We start from the raw sequence: 19,207 nt of genomic DNA on the forward strand, positions 1-19,207 counted from the left end.
CTTGGCTTGGGGACGACACTCCGAGCATGGGATTCCTGTGCAGGCGGCTGGCGCCGCGCGCCGCGCAGGACAGCGGTGAGCTGCCGGCGACCCAGGGCACCCCCCCCAGACCACCGCGACGGAATCGGAGAACCTGATGGTGCCGGCGTCGGGAAGATGACAGCCCCGGAGAACCTAGTGGCACCGGCGTCGGGAAGACGGGCCCGGAGAACCTAGTGGCACCGGCGTCGGGAAGACGTAGAGTGGCGGTGGAAGGCTGAGGCCCCTCGTCAGGGGAAGGAGTCACTGTGAGACACCACCAGTCCTCGCGTTATGGCCGCTACGACGGCGGCCCCGATCCACTCGCACCGCCGATCGACCTCTCCGAGGCACTCGACGCCGTGGCCGATGACGTCATGGCCGGATACTCCCCCGCGCAGGCCCTGCGCGAGTTCTTGCGCCGCGGCGGACGGACGATGGCCGGTCTGGACGAACTCGCCGGCCGCGTCCAGCAGAAGCGCCGGGACCTGCTCAGCCGTCACCGCCTGGACGGCACCCTCCAGGAGGCGAAGAAACTGCTGGACGAGGCCGTGCTCGAGGAGCGCAAACAGCTGGCCCGCGACATCCGGATGGACGACACCGACCGGGCATTCCGGGAGATGCAGTTGCAGAACCTCCCTGCCTCCACTGCCGCCGCCGTCACGGAATTGGCCGATTATGACTGGCAGTCGGACACCGCGCGCCGCGCCTTCGAGGAGATCAAGGACCTGCTCGGCCGCGAGCTGCTCGACCAGCGGTTCGCCGGCATGAAGAGCGCGCTGGAAAACGCCACCGAGCAGGATCGGACGGCGATCGCCGCCATGCTCCGGGACCTCAACGATCTGCTGGACAAGCATGCCCGCGGCGAGGACACCCCCGAGGACTTCCAGAACTTCATGGCCCAGCACGGTGACCAGTTCCCCGAAGACCCGAAAGACATTGACGAGCTGATCGATACCCTCGCCGAGCGCTCCGCTGCAGCCCAGCGCATGCTCCGCTCCATGTCCCCGGAACAGCGTGAAGAACTGATGGCCCTGTCCGCACAGGCCTTCGGCTCGGCGGACCTCCTGGACCAGCTGAATCGTCTCGACGCCAATCTCCAAGGCCTGCGCCCCGGCGAGGACTGGGCCGGTTCCGAACAGTTCGACGGCGACCAGGGGCTCGGCCTCGGAGACGGCACCGGGGTCTTCCAAGACCTGGCCGAACTCGATCAGCTCAGCGACCAGCTCTCCCAATCCTCTCCCGGTTCCACCCTGTCAGATGTGGATGTGGACCGGCTGTCCCGCCAGCTCGGGAACGAGGCCGCCGCCGACGCCAGGACCCTCGAACGACTTGAGAAGGCCCTCAGGGACAGCGGCCTGCTGCAACGTGGCACCGACGGTGACTTGAGGCTCTCTCCGAAGGCCGTGCGCAAGCTCGGCACATCCCTCCTCAAGGACGCCGCCGGCCGCCTCTCGGGCCGGCAGGGCCAGCGGGATACCCGACTGGCCGGGGCTGCCGGCGAACTCACCGGGTCGAGCCGGGCGTGGCAGTACGGGGATGTCGAGCCCTGGGACGTCACCCAGACCATCACGAACGCGATCAGCCGCACGGTCGCCGAGGGTAGGAATCCCCGGACCGGCCTGCGGATCGAGGTGGCCGACGTCGAGGTCCAGGAGACCGAGGCCCGCATCCAGGCCGCCGTGGCGCTCCTGGTGGACACCTCGTTCTCCATGGCGGCCGAGGGACGCTGGGTGCCCATGAAACGCACCGCGCTGGCCCTGCACCACCTCGTCGCGACCCGGTTCCGCGGCGACCAGCTGCAACTCGTGCAATTCGGCCGCTACGCCCAGCGAGTGGACATCGACGAGCTCACCGCCCTGCCGCCCATGCGCGAACAGGGCACCAACCTGCACCACGGGCTGATGCTCGCCACCCGCTTCTTCCGCCAGCACCCCACCCTGCAGCCGGTGCTGCTCATCGTCACCGACGGCGAACCGACCGCGCATCTCCTGCACCACGGCGGGGCCGGCCCCGAGGCGTGGTTCTCCTATCCGCCCGACCGCGAAACTCTGCGCGCCACCATCGCCGAACTCGACCGCGTCGGCCGGCTCGGTGCTGAGACCACGTTCTTCCGGCTGGGATCCGACCCGGGGTTGGTGGACTTCCTCGCCGCCATGGCCCGCCGGGTGGACGGCCGCGTGGTGGCACCGGACGCGGATGACCTGGGCGCCGCCGTCGTGGGCGAGTTCCTCCGCTCGCGCTCGCACCCTTCGGACCGCCTCGGTCCGGACTGACGGACTGAAACCAACTGGCTGGCGCCGGCCCCCAGCGCGTCCGCCTGTGTCCAGGGGCACCTGGAGTCATCTTGGCCCGGATCGGGTTGAATGGATGGATGCACATCGTCCTGGGCCCGGCCCCTGAACCGGCACCCGGCTCGAGCTCCGGGCCATCCGGCCCATCGGGGCAGGACCGCCGGCCCGAGCGACCCGGGCACTCCGGTCAGTGGCTGCCAGTGCTGGTCGACGACGGCCGGATCGAGTCCCTCTCGCCGGTCACCGCCGCCGCGCTGCCCGATCTGGTGCGCGTACTGCCCGGTCGGCTCGGAGTGAACCCCGAGGCCGTGCGCTGGGTGTTCGCCTCAGTGACGAGGGACTACCGGCCGCTGCTCGAGGCAGGCGTGGAGATCGGCCGATGCTGGGACCTGAGTCTGTGCCAGCGCATCCTGACGACCGCAGCCACCAACACCTCCACCGGCCCCGCCGGCACCACCGTCGGCACCCCCACCGGCACCACCCCCACCGGCACCCCCTACTCCCCCACCGTCCCCGTCCCCGTACTGGAACCCGAGCCGTGGGCAACAGAGCCTCCAGCCGCACGGGTGGATCAGGGAACGTTCTTCGATCTGCCCCCGACCAACCGCCGAGGGCATGACACCCCCACCACGCCCGAGCTGGCGAACGAACTGGTGGCCCAGCTGGACGCGGTGTCGGGATCTCGACACCGCCATCGGCTCAAGTTGCTGTTGGCCGCCGAGTCCCAAGGCGCCCTCATCGCGGCGGAGATCCTGCACGAGGGTCTGCCCTGGCGCCGGGACCTCCACGAGCGGATGCTCGCCGAGGTGCTGGGACCGCGTCCCGCGGAGGGACAACGCCCCCGACTCCTGCAAGAGCTCGCGGAGGACATCGCCGTCACCCTCGGAGTGCCCGGCCTCAATCCGGATTCACCCCAGGACCTGTTGCGCGGGCTCAACCTCGCCGGCATCCGGGTGGCGTCAACCCGCGCCTGGGACCTGAAGGGCTGGGCCGCTGAGGGCGGCGCCGACTCGCAGCGGCGGGCCGGGTTGATCTCCGGCGTTCTGGAGTACAAGCGTCTGTACCGGCTGTGGACGGCCAACGGGTGGCATTGGCTGGACGAGTGGGTGCGGGACGGCCGTTTCCATCCGGCCTATTCCGTCGGCGGGGTGGTGACGGGCCGGTGGGCCGCCCACGGCGGGGGCGCCATGCAGATCCCGGCCGCGGTCCGGGACGCTGTCCGAGCCGATCCGGGGCATCTGCTCACGGTGGCCGACGCATCCCAGGTAGAGCCGCGCATCCTCGCCGCGATGTCCGGGGACCGCGCCTTGGCCGAGGCCGGCTCCGGTCACGACCTCTACCTGGCCGTCGCCGAGCAGGGCCGGCGCGCCGGCTCCGAGCTCGGCGAGCGCTCCCGGGCGAAGGTCGCGCTGCTGGGTGCCATGTATGGCGCGACGACGGGTGATTCAGCGGCGCTGATGCCCCACCTGCGCCGGTTGTTCCCCGAGGCCATCGGCTTGCTGGAGCGCGCGGCGCGGCGCGGCGAGGAAGGCGGACAGGTCTCCACCTGGCTGGGGCGAACCTCCCCGCCGGCTGCACCGGAGTGGCTGGAGGTCACCGGCAACGTGTCCACGGCCGAGGCGGAGGCGCGGGCCCGGACCGTGCGACGGTCGGCCGGCCGGTTCACCCGCAACTTCGTCATCCAGGGCACCGCTGCAGAATGGGCCCTGTGTTGGATGGGTGAGATCCGCCGGCGGTTGCGCGTCGGCGGCGCTGACGGAGTCCCGATGCAGACCCGCCTGGTGTTCTTTGTCCACGATGAGGTGGTCCTGCACGGCCCCGCCGAGGAGGCGCCCACCGTGCATCAGATCGTCACGGAAGCGGCCCAGGCCGCTGGGCGGCTGCTGTTCGGGGTAGCCCCGGTGGAGTTCCCGCTCTCGATCTCCGCTGCCGAGTCCTACGCCGCGGCCCACTGACGCGCCCGGTACGCCGGAAGCGCCCGGTGCGGGCAATGCGGGCAATGTGCCCGATGTGCCCGATGTGCCCGCGGCAGGAGAACCCGATGTCCGAATCTCCGAACGAGGCCCTCGGTTCAGAGCCCGAGATCGCGCCCGATGAGCTCCTTCATGATCTCGTTGGAGCCGGCCCAGATCTTGTTGACGCGGGCATCCTTCCAGGCGCGGGCCACCCGGTACTCGTTCATGTAGCCGTAACCGCCATACAGCTGAACGCAGTGGTCGATGACCTCGTTCTGCACGTCCGAGGCCCAGTACTTGGCCTTGGCCGCATCCACGGCAGAGAGCTCGCCGGCGGTGTGGGCCATGATGGCGTCGTCGAGGAAGGCCTGGGTGACCTCGACCTTGGTCACGAGCTCGGCCAGCAGGAACTTGTTGTGCTGGAAGGCGCCGATCGACTGCCCGAAGGCCTTGCGCTCCTTCGCGTAGCCGATGGTCTCGTCCAGGATCTGACGGGCGTGGGCGAGCCCGTAGACGGCGGCTCCGAGCCGTTCCTGCGGGAGGTTCTTCATCATCTGGATGAATCCGGTGTCCACCTGGCCGATGATGTTCTCGGCCGGAACGCGGACATCCGTGAAGAACAGTTCGGCGGTGTCCGATTCAGGCTGGCCGACCTTGTCCAGCTTGCGGCCCCGCTCGAAGCCTGCCATCCCGGTCTCCACGCCGAACAGGGTGATGCCCTTGGCCTTCTTCTCCGGGCTGGTACGGGCAGCGACCACCACCAGGTCTGCGGAGTAGCCGTTGGTGATGAAGGTCTTGGAACCGTTGACGATCCACTCGTCGCCATCGCGCACCGCGGTGGTCTTGAGGTTGGCCAGGTCGGAGCCGCCGGACGGCTCGGTCATGGCGATGGCGGTGACGGTGGAGCCCTCCGCCACTCCGGGCAGCCACCGGGCGTGCTGCTCGGGTGTGCCGAGGTCCACGATGTAGGGCGGGACGATGTCCGCGTCGATGCCCACGCAGGAGGAGATCGCGAAGCTGGCCCTGGCCAGTTCCTCGAAGACCACGGCGTTGAAGCGGTAGTCCTGCGGATAGCCGCCACCGAACTCCTCCGGGACCTCCAGTCCGAGCAGGCCCTGCTGGCCGGCCTGGAGCCAGAACTCCCGCGGCAGGCCCTTGGCCTCGGCCCAGGCCTCGATGTTCGGGGTGACCTGGCGGCTGACGAACTCGGCTACGGCATCACGGAAGTCTTCATGTTCGGTCTCGAATATGCGGCGGCGCACGGTGATCCTCCCGGAGCGGTGGCGACTGGGTGTGATACCAAGATACTACTCATGAGTAGCTTAGGTTTCGAGACCTGGCATCCTCGGGTGGTCCAGGCTGGGGCGGTCCGGGTCTGGCTGGCCCGGACTGCGATGGTCCGGACCGCGATGGTCCGGACCGCGCTGGTCCGGACCGCGGTGGTCCCGGCCGGGATCCACCCCATGGCCCCGGCCGCCGGAGAACCAGGACCACACCATCGCGACCGTCGTCACCGTCCACGCAACCAGCCCGACCCAGATCCACTGCTCTCCGATCCACGCGACGATCGGCAGCGCATCCGCCCGGCCGAGGTACATCCCGGCCACCGCGTACATCCCCAGAGGGAAGACGATGCTCCACCACGTCGGGTCGTACACCAACGGCACCCTCTTCACCCGGTGGCGCCAGATGCCGGCCGCCACGAGGGCCGGGATGAGCCAGGTGGCGAAGCACCACAGCACCACGGCCACCCCCGCCACGAGCCCGCGGACCGCGTCCACCATGGGCGTGCTCTGCATCTCGACGATCCGGGATCCGGCCACGATCGTGATGGCCAGCGCTCCCATGGACACCCAGTAGGGCGGTGTGAAGTCCTCCGGGCCGAGCCGGAAGGCCAGCATCCGGTACACCACGAGGATGGCCACGGCCGCATACAGCACCAGCCCAACGGACCAGGCGAAGACCGCGAGGATGGACAGGCCACTCCGGGCCGCCGTCAACCGGGGTTCCAGCGTCGCGGCCAGGACGGCCACGGACTGGCTGGCCACCACCCAGATGAACCAGGTTCCATTCGCCGCGGCGGTGACTGGCCGGACCGACCGGCCCAGCACGGCCGCCCACGGAATCGAGTAGCCCAGGATCAACCAGCTGACGGCCCCGATCGCCAGCAGCACGGCGGCCACTCCCAAGGCCCCGAAACCGGCGAGCGCGGTGGCCACGACGTTGACGGCGGCCACGAAGGTGAAGACCAGGAAGGCCTGCGCCGAGTCGTGCAGGTCCCGTTTCAGTGCGTCCCGATAGCCCAGGAACCGCCACGCGTTCAGGACCACCAGAAGCACCAGCCCGACGCCGGCCAGCACCAGCAGCGCGCGGGCGAGCCCGTCCCAGCCCCGCTGGGACGCACCGATCGACAGGATGCCGGTGCCCATGACGAAGGCGAAGTAGCCCGGGGACAGGTGCTCGGGGGTCAGTCGCCTGCGGGACGGTACCGGCGTCGTGGTGGTAACCCTGTCGATGCTAGGCCGTCTGAGAGGGCCGCCGTCCGTCAGTCAGCCGCACGCCCCGGGCCTACGGCGCCGCGGGCGCACCGGAACCCGACGGCGCCGGACTCGGCGATCCGGACTCCGAGGGAGCCTGACCCGGGGATCCGGACTCGGAGGGCGTCGGGTCCGAGGCCGACCCGCTGGGCGCGGGACCGGAGGGTGAGTCCGCATCGGGGTTGTCCGGAGTCCCATCAGCGGCATCGCCGGGCCGCTCGGGTTCGTTGCCCGGTTCGGTGCCGTCTCCGCCCATCTGGTAGCGGTCACGGGATCCCGGGTTCTGGATCGGTGAGTCCTGGGCCGCCCGGAACTCCTCGGCCGGGAACCGCTCCGCCGTCTCGCCCATGTAGTCGAACCACTGGGGTGCCGCGAGCGTGCTGCCCCAGAAGTCCTCGTGGCGCTGCCCGTTGACGGGAACGCCGGCCAGGGACTTCAGGTCCTGGTAGCGCCCCACCCAGCTGGCCGTGGACAGCCCGGAGGTGTACCCGATGTACCAGGTGGAGGACTGTGCGTTGTTGGTGCCGGTCTTGCCACCCATCGGAGCCTGCTCGACCGTCTCGGTCTGGCCGGTCTCGTCCGCGGTGCGCTGGGCGATGTTGGTGAGCGTCTCGTTCAGCTGGGCGACCACCTCGGGATCGAGCGCCTGGTCGCATTCCGGTGCGCCGACGTCGTACTCCTTGCCGTTGGTGTCCTTGACGGAGACCAGGGAGCGCGGGGCGCAGTACTGGCCGTCATTCGCGAAGGCCGCATAGGCGGCGGCCTGGGTCATGGGCGCGAATTCCTCTGAACCGAGGATGAAGGACGGGTTTGCGGGATTCAGGGGCTGGCCGTCGTCCGCGCGGTGCACGCCGAGGCGCGTGGTGACGTCCGTGATGTCACACAGGTCCAGCTCCTCCGCCATGTTGACCATGACGGTGTTGGTGGACCAGTAGAGGCCGAAGTCCGCCGTCATCTCCCGCTTCATGTTGTCGATGACGTTGTTGACCTTCCAGTCCTCCGAGATGGCGGTGGACCCGCCCTCCAGGCAGGAGGCTTGGAATTCCGAACCCGCCGGCCAGTGGTCCTGGGAGGCATCCACGATGTCATACATCGACCGGCCGCTCTCCAGCCAGGACGCCGCCACATAGGGTTTGAGCGAGGAGCCGCCCTGGAAGCCGTTGCCGCCACCCTGGGCCGCGTCCACGTTGAAGTTCAGCACGGTGTTGCCGGCGCCCTCGCTCTCCTCCGGCGAGTAGTTGGTGTTCTGTGCCATCGCTTTGATGTTGCCGGTCCCCGGCTCCACCGTCACGAGGGAGGCACCCGCACCCGAGGCGTCCCCGGCGGGGGCGGTCTTCTCCACGGATTGCTGGGCCTGGTCCTGCAGGCCGGAGTCCAGCGTGGTGGTGATCTCCAGGCCGCCGCGGTTCAGCAGCTGCTCGCGGGACTCGACGTCCGGTCCGAAGGCCTCGCTCGCGAGGATCTCGCGGTGAACGTAGTCGCAGAAGTAGGGGGCCTGGGAGGCGGAGATGCAGCCCGTGGCCTCCTGGTGGATGTCCAGGCCGAGCTCCGCGTTGGTGGCCTCCTCGTGCTCCTGCTCGGTGATCTTCCCCTGGGACAGCATGGAGTTCAGCACGATGTTGCGCCGCTCCACGGATGCCTCGGGATTCGTCTCCGGGTTGTAGCCGTTCGGGGACTTCACCACCCCGGCGAGGGTGGCCGCCTGGGCGATGTCCAACTCTGCGGCGGGAATGCCCCAGTAGTACTGTGCGGCCGCCTCCACGCCGTAGTTGCGGCCGCCGAACAGCACGATGTTGAGATATCCCTCGAGGATGTCCTCCTTGGACATCTCCTGCTCCACCGAGACCGCCAGCTTCATCTCCTTGAGCTTGTCCGCATACGTCTTCGTGCCGGAGATGGTCAGCCGCTCCTCCCCCCGGAGCATGTCCGCATTGATGAGCATGTTGTTCACGTACTGCTGCGTGATGGTGGAGGCACCCTGCTGGGACCCCGAGGAGGCATTGGTGACCAGAGCGCGGCCGATGCCCTGCGGGTCCACCCCGCCGTGCTCGTAGAAGCGCTCGTCCTCGATCGCGATGATCGCGTCCTGCATGTTCTGGCTGATCTGGTCCAGCCCGACCGGCTGGCGGTTCTCCGCATAGAACGTGGCCAGCTCCGTGCCGTCCTCCGCGAGGATGCGGGACGGCACGCTGACGGGCTCCTCCCGCAGCTCCGCAGGGAACTGCTCGATCATGTCCGAACCCGTGGACGCCGTGGCCCCGCCGGTGACGGCCAGCGGCAGGAACAGCCCCGCCACGAGGAGTCCGGCGAGCGCGCTCACCCCGAAAAACGCGAGGATCTTGCCGAGCGTGGTGGACGTGGCTCTGCGGACAAAACTCATTTGAGTCACGTTGTCAGGGTTTTCTGAACGAAACCTTGGCGTTCGGCGGGCGGTCCCGGTGTCCGAGCGCGCACCGCGTCAGTCCGGTGTGAGCACGCGTGCCGGATGTACTTCTCAGCGGTGCCGGCGGCACCGTGCCTGGTACTGCTCCGCCCCACCCACGTGCTCCGCCGTGGCCACGAGGGAATTCCCGACGCCGGCGCCCTCACCTTCCCCGGCGACCAGCACCGCGGTCTCGGTGCCCTGCGCCGCCGGATCAGCTCCGGACGCCTGACCGTCCGCGCCCGACGACCCAGCCCTACCGGGCCTGTCGACCCGCCGGTGGAAGGCCGCATCGGCCCCACACACGGCGCAGACGGCCAGTAGCTTGGTGACCGACTCGGCGGAGGCCATGAGTGCCGGCAGAGGATCGAAAGGCTGGTCATCGAAGGTCAGGCACAGCCCGGACACCACCACGGTGACGCCCCGGTCCGCCAGATCGATCGCCACCGGCACCAGGTCCGCTCCGAAGAACTGGGCTTCGTCGATGGCCAAGAGATCCAGGGTGCCTCCGTCAGGGTCGTCAATGCGGTCAGTGCCGACAGTGAGGTCAGTGCCGCCAGTGCCGTCCACCATGGTCCGTAGATCCGCCGAGCCGTTCACCGAGTGGGCCGAGATCCGACCGCCTGCGTGCGAAGACACGATGCTCGCACCGCGCCGGTCGTCCAGGGCGTGGTTGACGACCAGCACCCGGAGCCCGGCGATCGTGGCCCGCCGGACCCGGCGCATGAGTTCCTCGGTCTTGCCAGCGAACATCGGACCGGTGATGACCTCGATACGGCCGCGGCCGGCGTCGTGGCTCATGCTGTTCCTTCCGCCATCTCGCCGGCTATCGTCCAGCGGACATCCGTGGCCATCCTGCCGGCCACGTCGATGTGCCGGCCACCGGCCCAGACCGGGAGTTCGTTCACCAAACCGATGCGCGGGCCGTTTCCGTCGTCGTCGGGTCGCCGGATCACCATGGACTCATGATGGCACCAGGGGTGTGGTCCAGGCGAGGCCGCGAGGGACGATCGGAAGAGGGAAGGACGGACGACGGCAAGAGGGGAAGGGGAAGCCGGACAGCACTAGACGTTCACGGCCATCCCTGCACATTCTGGGAGAGTTTCTGACTGTTTCGGGAGGGCCCATGTCCGCGACCGCACCGACCACCGAGGACCAGTTCGAGTGGGAGACCCATCCGGTCACCCCGGACCGCTTCGAGGACTTCGCCGACGTCATCAACGTCAACCGGCGGGACCGGCACTGCTGGTGCCTCTCCCACCGGCTACGAGCCCCTCAGATCGAGGAGCTCGGCGGAGGAGATCGCGAGACGGCCATGCGCCGGCTCTGCGAGCGGGAGAACCCGCCCGGGGTCGTCACGTACCGGGACGGCATCCCGGTCGGCTGGTGCAGCATCGGCCCCCGCGCGGAGATCCCCCTGCTGGCCGCCTCGAAGCTCATGCGCCCGGTGGACGAGGTCCCCGTCTGGAACATCATCTGCGTGGTGGTCCGATCCGGACACCGCCGGCAGGGCGTCACCGCGCGGATGCTCGAGGGCGCCGTGGCTTACGCCGCGTCCCGGAGCGCCCCCGCCGTGGAGGCCCATCCCGTGGATCCCGCGGGACGCATGGATCTCACCATGGCTTTCGTGGGCACCCGCTCCATGTTTAAGAACGTCGGATTCCGCGTCATCGGGACCACCGATGCCAAGGCCAGCAGGCTTCCCCGGCTGGTGATGCGCCGGGATCTGACCTGACGAGCCACCGTCCGCGAGACGGCTACAGCACCATCGCGGCGATAATGCCGCCGAAGAACAGCGGGATGTTGAAGTGCACGAACGTCGGCACGCAGGTGTCCCAGATGTGGTGGTGCTGGCCATCCACGTTCAGGCCGGAGGTCGGGCCGAGCGTCGAGTCCGAGGCGGGTGAGCCGGCGTCGCCGATGGCCCCGGCCGCGCCCACCAGCGCCGCGGTGGCCAGGGGGCTGAATCCGACGGCGGCGCACAGCGGCACGAAGATCGCCGCCAGGATCGGGATGGTGCCGAAGGACGAGCCGATGCCGATGGTCACCAGCAGGCCGACGGTCATCATCACGACGGCGGCCAGCAGCTGGCTTTCCCCGATCCAGCCGGTCGCGGAGGTGACCAGGTCATCCACGGCCCCGGTCTCGGTGAGTACGGAGGCGTAGCCCGACGCCACGAGCATGATGAAGGCGATGGTGCCCATCATGGTCACACCACCGTGGGCGAGCTCGTCGGAAGTCCGCCAGTGCTCGCCGCGGAACACGAAGATGACCAGCACGCCGCCGAGTGCGGCAATGACCAGTGAGCCGAACACCAGTTGGAGCACGAGGGTGACCGCGAGGGCGATCAGCACGACGATGTGCTGGCGCGTCCACCCCGTGTCCGATCCCGAGGCGCCGTTCGTGCCGAAGGCCCCGACCCCGAGGCCCGGCGTGGCGTCCCGGTACTCGCGCGGACGCCGGTAGGTCACCAGGATCGCGATGACGAGGCCGACCACCATGGTGGCCACGGGAATGGCCATGGCCAGCGGGATCTGGGCGAGCTCGATCTCCATGCCGTTGGCGGCCATCTCCCCCACGATGATGTTCTGGAAGATCAGCCCGAACCCGAGCGGGATCAGCATGTAGGGCGCCTTGAGTCCGAAGGTCAGGGCGGTGACCACGGCCCGGCGGTCGATCTTCATCCGGTTGAACACCGTCAGCAGCGGCGGGATGAGGATGGGAATGAAGGCGATGTGGACCGGAACGAGGTTCTGGGACAAGCAGGCCAGCCCAGCGATCCCGAACAGGGTCATGGCCCGCTTGCCCTGAATCCGCGGCAGGATCCAGCGGATGAGCTTCTCCGTGATGCCGGAGCGGGCCACCATGACCGAGAGGATGCCGAGCAGGATGTAGCTCAGCGCGGTCTCGCCCTGGCCGCCCAGCCCGCCGACGAGCGTGGACATGGTGTCCTCGATGCTCAGCCCGGACATCAGCCCGGCCACGAGGGCCGCGATGAGCAGGGCGACGATCACGTTCACCCGGGCCAGGCTCAGGGCCGCGAGGACCACGACGGAGACGACGACGGGATTCAGGAGCACGGTGGTGGGACCTCGGTTTCGTGGGGGCGCAATGTGCGCCCCGAAGAGTGTACCGGCAGGGCCCGGCCACCACTCCACAGGGCGCCGCCTGGGTCGTTGCGTCCACAGGGCACCGACTGCCCGTCCCTGCCCTGAGGTGGACCACGGCACAGTGGGTGACATGACCAACGTGGACCACCGAGCCATCTCCCCGATCCGCCATGGGCAGCCGTGGACCGAGCAGGACTTCGCCGAGGTGATGCAGGCCGTGAGAGAGGGGTGTGCCCTCGAGGAGATCGCCGAACGGATCGGCCGCAGCGTGAACGGACTGCGCAACCAGCTGCGGCGCATGCTGCCTGCCGACGAACGCCACCTGACGGCGGACGTGGTGCTGCTACGCCTCAGGCAGCTCAACCAGTATGACGACTACGACTGGTTGGCCGCCATGGCCGAGCAACCGAAATCGGACTGGCAGCTTCGACACGAGGCTGAACAGCACTCCCGCGAGACGATGCTGGAGAACGCCCGGGTCGTCGGCATCGGTGCACTTCCCGAGGAGCATCTCCTCACAGTGGCCGCCGCCCTCGTGGACACCGGTGAATCCGTGCCTTCAGACCTCAGGCTGATCCTGGCGAAGGAGATCAGTGAACGAGGCCTGCTGGGCCGACTGGCCGACCGGGCTCGGGACCGGATGGACGGTTCACTGGCAGCTCTCCTCGGGATGGAGCCGCCGTTCCAGAGGGACGGAGAGACCTACGGAGAGCGCTACGGCGAGCGGTATGGCGAGTGGGGCGACGATGCGCATCGAGGGCGGTACGACGCGTGGGGAGACGAGCCCCATGTGGCCTCGGCCCTGGACCACTACTCCGGTGAGGTCGGCCACCGGGGGTTCTGAGGCTATCGAACGATCTCACGGTGGCTGCCGTCCACCCGGCGCGTCCAGCCGCGGGAGTCGAGGTGCTCGAGCAGCGGGATCGCCACCCGCCGGGAGGTCCCCAGCGCCTGGCGGGCCTGGCTGGTGGTGAAGGGCTGCTTGAGCCCGGCCAGCTCGCGCATGGCCAGGGCCGGGGCGGTCGGGAGCAGGACCACTGAACCGTCCAGCCGCATGATCCGGCCGGCTCGTTCGGCAGCCGCCAGCTCCTTGGCGCCGAGGTTCAGGGCGGTGAGGTCGTCGCCCTCGGGGGCGTCGAAGGGGTGTGCCGCGAGGCGGTGTTCCAGGGTGGCGATGGCCTGTTCCGCCGGTCCCAGCACTGGGCCTTGGCCGGGCAGGCGGACGTAGCCGCCCCGGTGCTCCAGCCCCGCCAGCGCGATGACGGCGTCCAGGAGAGTGTCGTCCCCGTCCGCGTCGAGCAGAGCGCCCGCCGCACCCTGGCTCAACCCGGCGGCCAGGGGGTCGCTGCCGGCCAGCTCCTCCACGGCATCCCGCAGTCGCGCCGCCCACCGGTCCACCACGGGTGCGTGGACCCACCAGTCGCCGTAGACCCGGACGTCCGCTGGAATTCCGTTCCCTGCACCAGACGCCCCCGCCTCCGGACCCACCAGTCCGAGTCGCTGGAGGAATGCCACCCGCACCGCGCCCCGGCGCACGACCTCGAGGCGGGCGTCGCCGCCGTCGGGCACCGTCTCCAGGTAGGCCGCGTGCCGGGTGCCGGCCCCACGCCGGGTGAGTTCCGGCGGGTCCACATCCAGCACCTGGGCGCCACCGAAGACCGCACGGCTGCCGGGATCGCGCAGGACGAGCCGGTCCCCCGGCACCAGCGGCAGGTTCCGCTCGAACGTGAGGCGGGCGTGCCCGGCGTTGAACGGCCGCACGTGCGCCGGCACCGTCGCCGTGCCCACGTGCACCAGCAGCTGCCCGGGCGCCTCCGTGAGATCGGCGCCGGTGGTGCGCCGGATATCCACGACGCCGGCCACCGGCCAGGCCCCGGGCGTCACCAGCGCGTCGCCCCGGTGGACCTCCTCGGCGGTGATGCCGCGCAGGTTCACGGCCACGCGCTGGGTCGGAACGATCGATGGGTGCGGGCGATTGCGGCTGTGCAGCGCACGCACCGATACGGCACGCGGGGAGTCGGCACCGATCACCTCGAGCCGGTCGTTCTCGGCCAGGGACCCGGTGGTCAGGGTGCCGGTCGCCACAGCGCCGGCTCCCTTGACGGTGAACGAGCGGTCCACCCAGAACCGGACACGCCCGGTCATCGCGGGCGCGGGAAGGCCCGCCAGCACTCGGCCCAGTTCGTGCCGCAGGTCCTCCAGCCCAACCCCGGACACCGCGGAGACGACGACGGCTGGTGCCCCGGCCAGCGCGGTTCCGGCGAGCTCGGCGCGGGTCTGCGCCAGCACGGCGTCCACCCGCTCCGGGGCGCGGTCCGCCTTGGTGATCACGATGAGCCCGTGTTCGATCCCGAGGGCGGCGATGGCATCCCGGTGGTCAGCGGACTGGGCCTGCCAGCCCTCGTCCGCCGCGACGATGAAACAGACGGCCGGCGCCGGGCCGAGGCCGGCCAGCATGTTGCCGAGGAACCGCTCGTGGCCGGGGACGTCCACGAAGGCCACATCCTCACCGGAGGGCAGCGGGGTCCAGGCGAATCCGAGGTCGATGGTCAGCCCCCGGCGTTTCTCCTCGGCCCAACGGTCCGGTTCCATGCCCGTCAGGGCGCGGACGAGGGTGGACTTGCCGTGGTCCACGTGCCCGGCGGTGGCGACGACGTACATGTCAGCGCCCGGATCCGTGCGGGTGTTCGGGTTCATCGTCAGGACGGCCGGGGACGCCTGCACTGCCGGGACTGGCGGGGTTGCCGGGGCCAGCGGTCCTGCCGGCACTGGCGAGCCGCGCCTGGGCGTCGCGGATAGCGGCGGCCAGCCGGCCGTCGTCGGGCTCGGGGATGCAGCGCAGGTCCACCAGGCACGCCCCGTCATGGACGCGGGGCAGCACGGCTGGTTCCCCGGTGCGCAGCAGCGGCGCCAGTTCCTCGGGGAAGCGGACCGCCCACCCGGCCAGGGGAACCCCCGGGGCGCCCCCTCCCCCGACGCGGCCCTCGTGCGCCACCACCGGTGCACCGACGGCGACAGCGAGCCGGTCCGCGCGCTCACGCAGGCGCGCGGGTTCCGCGTGCAGGGACCGAGTGACCGGGTTGGACCCGCCGGTGAGGGTGGCCTCCAGCGCGGCGAGGGTCAGCTTGTCCGCCCGCACGGCACGGGCGAGCGGGTGCGTGGCCAGCCGCTGGATGGTGCGGCTGCGGCCCAGCAGGATCCCGGCCTGCGGCCCGCCGAGCAGTTTGTCCCCGCTGGCGATCACGACGTCGGCCCCCGCCGTCAGGGCGCCGGCCAGGTCCGGCTCGTCCGGCAACAGGGGATCCGGTGTGAGGAGGCCGCTGCCGATGTCCACGATAAGCGGCAACGACCGGCCGTCACTATCGGCCGCCGCCTCGTCCACCAGCGTGCGCAGTTCCTCGATCGAGACGGCGGAGGTGAAGCCGTCGACGCGGAAGTTGCTGGGGTGGACCTTGAGCAGGCCGGTGGTCTGCGGGCCGATGGCGCCGGCGTAGTCGGCCCGGTGGGTGCGGTTGGTGGTGCCGACCTCACGCAGCCGGGTCCCGGTGGAGGTGATGAGGTCCGGCAGGCGGAAGCCGGCACCGATCTCCACGAGTTCGCCGCGGCTGACGATGAGCTCCCCCGTCCCGGTGAGGGCCGTGGTGGCCAGGACGAGGGCCGCGGCCCCGTTGTTGACGACGAGGGCGTCCAGGCCTTCCGGAATGGCCTCGTGCACGGCAGCGGGGACTGCGGCGAGCAGGGCCTGCCGGGTGCCGGTGCCACGTTTCGCGCGCTGGCCGTTGGCCAGGTCCAGTTCCACGTCCACGTAGCCGCTGGAGGCGACGAGGGCCTCCACGGCGGGAGGTGAGAGCGGGGCCCGGCCGAGGTTCGTGTGGACCACCACGCCGGTGGCGTTGAGGACCGGCCGGAGGGTCGTAGCGGTGCGGTCGGCGACGGCGGCGCGTACGGACGGCGCCACGTCTTCGGGCGTGATCTCCCCGCTCCGGGCGCGGGACTGGGCCTGCGTGATCAGCGACCGGAGAACCGCCTCGCTGAGTCGGGACCGCGCGTCGACGACCTCCGGCAGGGCCAGCAGCGTGTCCGTCCGCGGGATCCGGCGCCGGGGATCCTCCGAGCGCCCCGGTGGTGCAGCGGTCACGGGTTCTCCTTCCGGTACCGCCCTGCGGTGATGGTGATCGACCAGGCCGTGCCGGCGGGCGTGGGGTGACGGCGTGGGGTGACATTGGCGGAAGCGGACGGGAATCGAACCCGCCAGACCGAGATACTCGGTCTCACCGGTTTTGAAGACCGGGGTGACCACCAGGACACAGACGCTTCCGCCCCTGAAACTACCAGCAGATCCACAGCGGGCCGGGCAACGGGCCGGACAACGGGTCAGGCAGCGGGCTAGGGTGTGGCCATGGAGCCCAACGCGACCACTCTTGATGACGTCACCCAGATCCGGCTCACCCAGTACGGCCACGGCGGCGGCTGCGCGTGCAAGATTCCGCCGGGTGAGTTGGAGGAGGCCGTCCGTGGTCTCGGCGGCCAGACGAATCCCGGGGTCATCGTGGGCCTGGATGACGGTGACGATGCCGCAGCGGTGCTGATCCGGGACGGACTCGCCGTCCTGTCCACCGCGGACTTCTTCACCCCCATGGTGGACGACGCCTACGACTGGGGCCGGATCGCCGCCGCCAATGCGCTGTCCGACATCTACGCGATGGGCGGCACCCCCGTGGTCGCGATCAACCTCGTGGGCTGGCCCCGGGGCGTACTGCCGATGGAGGTCCTGACCGAGGTGCTCCGCGGGGGTCTCGACGTGGCCCGGCTCGCCGGCACCCCCGTCATCGGCGGCCACACCATCGACAACCCCGAACCGATCTACGGCATGGCCGTGACCGGCACCGCCCATCCGGACCGGCTGCTGCGCAACGACGCCGCTCAGCCCGGGCTGCCGATCACCCTGACCAAGCCGATCGGCGTCGGGCTGTTGAACAACCGGGTGAAGCAGACCGGAGAGCCCTCCCCGGCCGCCATCGAGTCGATGACCTCCCTCAACAAGGACGCCGCCGAGGCTGCCCTCGCCGCGGGCCGCACCGCCGCCACGGACGTCACCGGCTTCGGGCTGCTCGGACACCTGCACAAGATGGCGCGGGCCTCCGGTGTCGGCGCCGTGATCGACCGTGCCGCCGTGCCCCTGATCGAGGGGGCCGCCGAGGCGCTGCGGGACGGCTACGTCTCCGGCGGCACGCGCCGCAACCTGGACTGGGTGCGGCCGCACGTCTCCATCGGGGCCGGCATCACCGAGGACGACCTGCTGCTCCTGGCTGATGCACAGACCTCGGGCGGCCTGCTCGTGGTCGGTGAGGTGCCGGGCTACCCGGTCATCGGGGAGACGGTGAGCGGGTCCGGGATCGCCGTGCGCTGACCGAGTCGGTCATCTCCTCCAATTCCCGGCCCTTGGTCTCCGTCACGAACCTCCACACGAAGACGAAGGACAGCGCCGCCATCGCCGCGTAGAGGCCGTAGGCCAGGCTCAGGCCGAGGTCGGCCAGCATCGGGAACGTGGTGGACACGGTGAAGTTGGCCGCCCACTGGGCTGCGGCGGCCACTGCCAGGGCACCGGCGCGGATCCGGTTGGGGAACATCTCCCCCAGCAGGACCCAGACGAGGGGCCCCAGGTGGCACCGAAGAACACCACGAACGCGTTGGCCGCCACCAGGGCCACCGTGGCCCAGGCTCCGCCGAGCTCGGCGCTGGTGGTGCCGTCCGGGGCCGTGGTGGTGGTGGCGAAGGAGAACGCCACAGCCATCAGGGCGAGGGAGACGGCCATGCCGACCGAGCCCACCAGGAGCATGGGACGCCGGCCGACCTTGTCCACCAACAGGATCGCGATGATCGTCACCACGATGTTCGTCACCGAGGTGATCACCGTGACGGTCAGGGCATCGGATTCCTCGAACCCGACGGAACGCCAGAGCGTGGTGGAGTAGTAGAAGATCACGTTGATGCCGACGAACTGCTGGAACACCGAGAGGGCGATGCCGACCCACACGATCGGTTTCAGGCCCATCAACGATCCGGCCAGGTCACGCAGGGACTCCCGTTTCTCGGAGTCCAGGGTGTCCTTGATCTCCTGGATCTTCAGGTTGACCTGCTCCACGCCGGTGAAGTCGTACAGCACCTGGGCGGCTTGATCCAGCTTGCCCCGGCCCACCAGGAACCGCGGTGACTCGGGCAGCCGGAAGGCGAAGATCCCGTAGAGGACCGCGGGGACGGCCTCGGCCATGAACATCCACCGCCAGGCCTCCAGCCCCCACCAGTACGGTTCGGCGGCGCCCCCGGCCAGGTTGGCGAACATTGCGTCGGAGAGCAGTGCCACGAAGATGCCGGTGACGATGGCCAGCTGCTGGAGGGATCCCAGCCGGCCGCGGACCCCGGCGGGGCTGACCTCGGCGATGTAGGCGGGGGCGATCACCGAGGCCGCTCCGACGCCCAGGCCGCCGATCACGCGCCAGACGATCAGGTCCCAGACGCCGAAGGCCAGGCCGGAGCCGATCGCGGACACCAGGAACAGCACGGAGGCCAGAAGCATCACCGGCACACGGCCGAGCCGGTTGGCCACGGGTCCGGCGAACCAGGCGCCCACGGCACAGCCGATCAGAGCCGAGGACACGGCGAAACCGGTCAAGCCCGCCCCGAGCGAGAACTGTTCGGACAGGGCATCGACGGCGCCGTTGATGACCGAGGTGTCGAAACCGAACAGGAAACCGCCCAGCGCAGCGGCGATGCAGATGCCGATGACGCGGGCGTTGAGCCTGCTGGTGGGGTCTTTGGTGACCATGGGATTCCTTGCGGTGACGAGGGCAGATGGTGTGATGTGCAACAC

At 69.9% G+C, this 19,207-nt stretch carries 13 protein-coding genes, 1 tRNA gene and 1 pseudogene; 5 read left to right on the forward strand and 10 right to left on the reverse strand.

Annotation, left to right across the window (positions count from 1 at the left end):
* The first annotated feature begins 287 nt into the window (after positions 1–287).
* Positions 288–2,294, forward strand: coding sequence for a vWA domain-containing protein (locus IEX49_RS08270; RefSeq protein ID WP_188805691.1), 2,007 nt, complete (start codon positions 288–290; stop codon positions 2,292–2,294).
* A 98-nt stretch (positions 2,295–2,392) separates the two neighbouring features.
* Complete coding sequence (locus tag IEX49_RS08275) at positions 2,393–4,267, forward strand: bifunctional 3'-5' exonuclease/DNA polymerase (RefSeq protein WP_188805692.1); 1,875 nt, start codon at positions 2,393–2,395, stop codon at positions 4,265–4,267.
* A 116-nt stretch (positions 4,268–4,383) separates the two neighbouring features.
* On the opposite strand, the gene IEX49_RS08280 is transcribed toward IEX49_RS08275, so the two are convergent.
* From IEX49_RS08280 to IEX49_RS08300, 5 genes are all read right to left on the reverse strand, one after another.
* Positions 4,384–5,529, reverse strand: a complete 1,146-nt coding sequence (locus IEX49_RS08280; RefSeq protein ID WP_188805693.1) for an acyl-CoA dehydrogenase family protein — start codon at positions 5,527–5,529, stop codon at positions 4,384–4,386.
* A gap of 60 nt (positions 5,530–5,589) precedes the next feature.
* Positions 5,590–6,816, reverse strand: coding sequence for a tellurite resistance/C4-dicarboxylate transporter family protein (locus IEX49_RS08285; RefSeq protein WP_373286707.1), 1,227 nt, complete (start codon positions 6,814–6,816; stop codon positions 5,590–5,592).
* 19 nt (positions 6,817–6,835) lie between these two features.
* Entirely contained in the window at positions 6,836–9,184 is a 2,349-nt protein-coding gene (locus IEX49_RS08290) for a transglycosylase domain-containing protein (RefSeq protein ID WP_188805694.1), read from the reverse strand.
* A 114-nt stretch (positions 9,185–9,298) separates the two neighbouring features.
* Positions 9,299–10,027: a thymidine kinase gene (locus tag IEX49_RS08295; RefSeq protein WP_188805695.1), complete on the reverse strand. Its 729-nt coding sequence runs from the start codon at positions 10,025–10,027 to the stop codon at positions 9,299–9,301.
* Positions 10,024–10,185: a hypothetical protein gene (locus IEX49_RS08300; protein ID WP_188805696.1), complete on the reverse strand. Its 162-nt coding sequence runs from the start codon at positions 10,183–10,185 to the stop codon at positions 10,024–10,026. Before IEX49_RS08300 ends, IEX49_RS08295 begins: the two co-directional genes overlap by 4 nt.
* A 167-nt stretch (positions 10,186–10,352) precedes the next feature.
* Between IEX49_RS08300 and IEX49_RS08305 the strand changes: the two genes are divergently transcribed.
* Positions 10,353–10,961, forward strand: coding sequence for a GNAT family N-acetyltransferase (locus IEX49_RS08305; RefSeq protein WP_188805697.1), 609 nt, complete (start codon positions 10,353–10,355; stop codon positions 10,959–10,961).
* Positions 10,962–10,983: 22 nt separating this feature from the next.
* Here the strand turns inward: IEX49_RS08305 and IEX49_RS08310 are convergent, their stop codons facing one another.
* Positions 10,984–12,306 carry a Na+/H+ antiporter family protein gene (locus IEX49_RS08310; protein ID WP_229672430.1) on the reverse strand — a complete coding sequence of 441 codons (1,323 nt, stop codon included), beginning with the start codon at positions 12,304–12,306 and terminating at the stop codon, positions 10,984–10,986.
* Between the two features lie 160 nt (positions 12,307–12,466).
* Between IEX49_RS08310 and IEX49_RS08315 the strand changes: the two genes are divergently transcribed.
* Positions 12,467–13,180: a hypothetical protein gene (locus IEX49_RS08315; protein ID WP_188805699.1), complete on the forward strand. Its 714-nt coding sequence runs from the start codon at positions 12,467–12,469 to the stop codon at positions 13,178–13,180.
* Between the two features lie 2 nt (positions 13,181–13,182).
* Here IEX49_RS08315 and selB read toward each other — a convergent pair whose 3' ends face one another.
* The 3 genes from selB to IEX49_RS08330 form a co-directional block, all read right to left on the reverse strand.
* Positions 13,183–14,997 (reverse strand): selenocysteine-specific translation elongation factor, encoded by a 1,815-nt coding sequence (selB, locus tag IEX49_RS08320; protein ID WP_188805852.1) that lies wholly within the window; start codon positions 14,995–14,997, stop codon positions 13,183–13,185.
* Position 14,998: 1 nt separating this feature from the next.
* Positions 14,999–16,474, reverse strand: a complete 1,476-nt coding sequence (gene selA / locus IEX49_RS08325; protein WP_188805700.1) for an L-seryl-tRNA(Sec) selenium transferase — start codon at positions 16,472–16,474, stop codon at positions 14,999–15,001.
* Between the two features lie 85 nt (positions 16,475–16,559).
* A tRNA-Sec gene (locus IEX49_RS08330) sits at positions 16,560–16,654 on the reverse strand.
* Between the two features lie 81 nt (positions 16,655–16,735).
* Here IEX49_RS08330 and selD point away from each other — a divergent pair.
* Entirely contained in the window at positions 16,736–17,746 is a 1,011-nt protein-coding gene (selD, locus tag IEX49_RS08335; RefSeq protein ID WP_188805701.1) for a selenide, water dikinase SelD, read from the forward strand.
* Here selD and IEX49_RS08340 read toward each other — a convergent pair.
* Positions 17,703–19,162 (reverse strand): annotated as a pseudogene (locus IEX49_RS08340) (sugar porter family MFS transporter). The gene selD and the pseudogene IEX49_RS08340 sit on opposite strands and share 44 nt — an antisense overlap.
* Between the last annotated feature and the right edge of the window lie 45 nt (positions 19,163–19,207).

Source organism: Citricoccus zhacaiensis, assembly GCF_014645315.1.
Classification (GTDB): Bacteria; Actinomycetota; Actinomycetes; order Actinomycetales; family Micrococcaceae; genus Citricoccus; species Citricoccus zhacaiensis.